Annotated in this window: 4 protein-coding genes; 2 read left to right on the forward strand and 2 right to left on the reverse strand. The window is 38.1% G+C overall.

The window, feature by feature from the left end; all coding sequences use genetic code 11:
- Positions 1–304 precede the first annotated feature (304 nt).
- Positions 305–850: a gamma carbonic anhydrase family protein gene (locus tag H5157_RS20465; RefSeq protein WP_002959868.1), complete on the forward strand. Its 546-nt coding sequence runs from the start codon at positions 305–307 to the stop codon at positions 848–850.
- Here the strand turns inward: H5157_RS20465 and H5157_RS20470 are convergent.
- Together H5157_RS20470 and aroE are read right to left on the reverse strand one after the other, a co-directional pair.
- Entirely contained in the window at positions 842–1,096 is a 255-nt protein-coding gene (locus H5157_RS20470) for a DUF1488 family protein (RefSeq protein ID WP_004335144.1), read from the reverse strand. The two genes, H5157_RS20465 and H5157_RS20470, sit on opposite strands and share 9 nt — an antisense overlap.
- Positions 1,093–1,917 carry a shikimate dehydrogenase gene (gene aroE, locus H5157_RS20475; protein ID WP_182721536.1) on the reverse strand — a complete coding sequence of 275 codons (825 nt, stop codon included), beginning with the start codon at positions 1,915–1,917 and terminating at the stop codon, positions 1,093–1,095. Before aroE ends, H5157_RS20470 begins: the two co-directional genes overlap by 4 nt.
- Positions 1,918–1,970: 53 nt before the next feature.
- Between aroE and H5157_RS20480 the strand changes: the two genes are divergently transcribed.
- Entirely contained in the window at positions 1,971–2,408 is a 438-nt protein-coding gene (locus tag H5157_RS20480) for a group II truncated hemoglobin (protein WP_004335148.1), read from the forward strand.
- Positions 2,409–2,569: the final 161 nt, after the last annotated feature.

Genomic DNA, 2,569 nt, shown 5'->3' on the forward strand with positions numbered 1-2,569 from the left:
TCAACACTTTGTTTTAAACTTTCTTTCGACAATTTAAAACCGAAGTTTTATTTAACTCTCTGAGTAGTTCGTGCCTTGCTATGCTTCAGCGTTTCCCGTCTCAGTGGGGTCGCATTATAGGGAGAACAGATTTTTACGCAAGTACTTTTTTAAAGAAAAAGTAAAAAAAGATGCTGTTCGGTCAGTATCTGAACTAAACCCCCTAAAACTGATAGTTTTGTAACCAAACGGTGCCTGTTATGGTACAAAAAAGACCTTGCTGATACACTCAAAGCTAATAACTATTATCTAAAAGGTACTAAATATGGCAATCCGTTCTTATAAAGGTGTAACTCCTTCGTTTAATTCGTCTGTTTATATTGATGAGTCATCAGTTTTGGTTGGTGATATTACTTTAGGTGATAATAGTAGTGTTTGGCCTTTAGTAGCAGCCCGAGGCGATGTTAACTATATACGTATTGGTAAACGCTCCAATATACAAGATGGCAGTGTATTGCATTTATCTCGTGCAACTAAAAGCAATCCAGATGGTTATCCACTTATTATAGGTGACGATGTAACTGTAGGTCATAAGGTAATGCTGCACGGATGTATATTAGGAAACCGTATACTTGTAGGTATGGGCGCTATTATTATGGATAACGTGGTTGTTGAAGATGATGTAATTATAGGTGGCGGCTCTTTGGTACCACCAAACAAACGCTTAGAGTCTGGTTACTTATATGTAGGGAGTCCGGCTAAGCAAGCCCGCCCTCTAACGGAGCAAGAACTTGCCTTTTTAAAAATATCTGCCGATAACTATGTATCACTTAAAGATGAGTACTTAGCTGAAATAGCTAATTTAAGTTAATAAACTTACTTCAATTTGGCCTGCCGAGTTATAGCTCTCTTCTTCGATAAGCTCCTCGGCACGTTCTTCGTAATCAAAACGATACTTTTCAAAATACTCTGTTGCGTGACTTTCGTCTGTTAGTTTAAGTGTATTTACTTCTATTACACACTCCACCAGCATGCCACTAACTTGTGCAAAAAATACTAACTGATGATCGGGCTCTCTAAACTCTAGCCTATCTATAAATTGTATTGCCTGATTCATTTAAGCGTTCCTTGTTTGAGCGCATCAACGACGGGAAGTATTTTTGGCATTTTATTACGCCATACATAATATGCTTGAGCAGCTTGACCAACTAACATGCCACTGCCATCTAAAAGCTTAGCGTTAATATTATGCTGTGCAACCCAATTCATAAAAATGGTATTTTGCAGTGAATAAAACATGTCATAAGCGACTTCACAGTTAATTATGTGTTTTTTATCAAGTGCTGGAAGTTCGTTATTCATACTGCTAGAGGTAGAGTTTATAATTAGTGAGTAATCGCTTACTGGTAAATCATCAAAACCAAAGCCAGATACTGGTCCATATTGGGTAAACAGCTCTGCGAGTTCTTTGGCTTTTTGTGCTGTGCGATTAACTATTATTATTTCCTGAGGGTTATGCTCTAACAAAGGTAAAATAACCCCTCGAGCAGCACCGCCCGCACCTATGATTAAAATGCGTTTATTAGTTATGGCTACTTCATTAGCGAGTAAATCATTTACAAAGCCCACACCATCGGTGTTATCACCGAGTAATGAGCCATCATCTCGTTTTTTTAGTGTATTAACAGCCCCTACTATTTTGGCTAATGGGGTAAGCTCATCAGCCATTGCATAAGCTTGCTCTTTAAATGGCATTGTAACATTAGCACCCACACCGCCTTGCTCAAAAAAAGACAATACTGTTTTTTCAAAGTTATCGATAGGTGCTAATATTGCGCGATAGTCGATTTGCTCACCCAGTGATACAGCAAATTGTTTATGTATCGCGGGGGATTTTGAATGTTTAATTGGATTTCCAAAAACCGCATATTTGTCCATTTTAAAGCAACCTCTTTGCAGCTATAAACTGCCTATTAACAATGATAAGTAATATGATTAAACGACTTTTTTCTAAATCTAAGCCGGCTCCCGAGCAACAGGCTCCTACTCCTGAAAAAACACCGTATGAAATAATAGGTGGAGAGAAAGGGGCGCGAGCTATCTCCAATCGATTCTACGACATAATGGAGTCAGATGAATACGCTAAACCGTTATATGATATGCATCCTCTGCCATTAGATCGAATTCGCCAAGTATTTTTTGAATTTTTATCTGGTTGGTTAGGCGGGCCAAACCTATTTACTGAAAAACATGGCCAGCCAATGCTACGTAAAAGACATATGCCTTTTACTGTAGATAAAGCATTGCGCGATCAGTGGATGTACTGCATGAATAAAACGCTGGATATAGAAATAGACAATCCGTTGTTACGTGAAGGCTTAAAGCAATCATTCTCTCAACTAGCAACGCACATGATCAATCAGCATTAAATTTATATTTAGCCATAATGCAAAAAGCCGCTTTACAGCTGTCTCTTATACACAAATCCCTGCTAAGAAATTAGCGGGGATTTTTTTGAACTAAATCTCAATGTCATGATCAGATCTTCAAATCTTGTTTGAGGGCACATTATGATTAACGAACATACTCA

The organism is Pseudoalteromonas sp. SG43-3 (assembly GCF_014164385.1).
Classification (GTDB): domain Bacteria; phylum Pseudomonadota; class Gammaproteobacteria; order Enterobacterales; family Alteromonadaceae; genus Pseudoalteromonas; species Pseudoalteromonas distincta.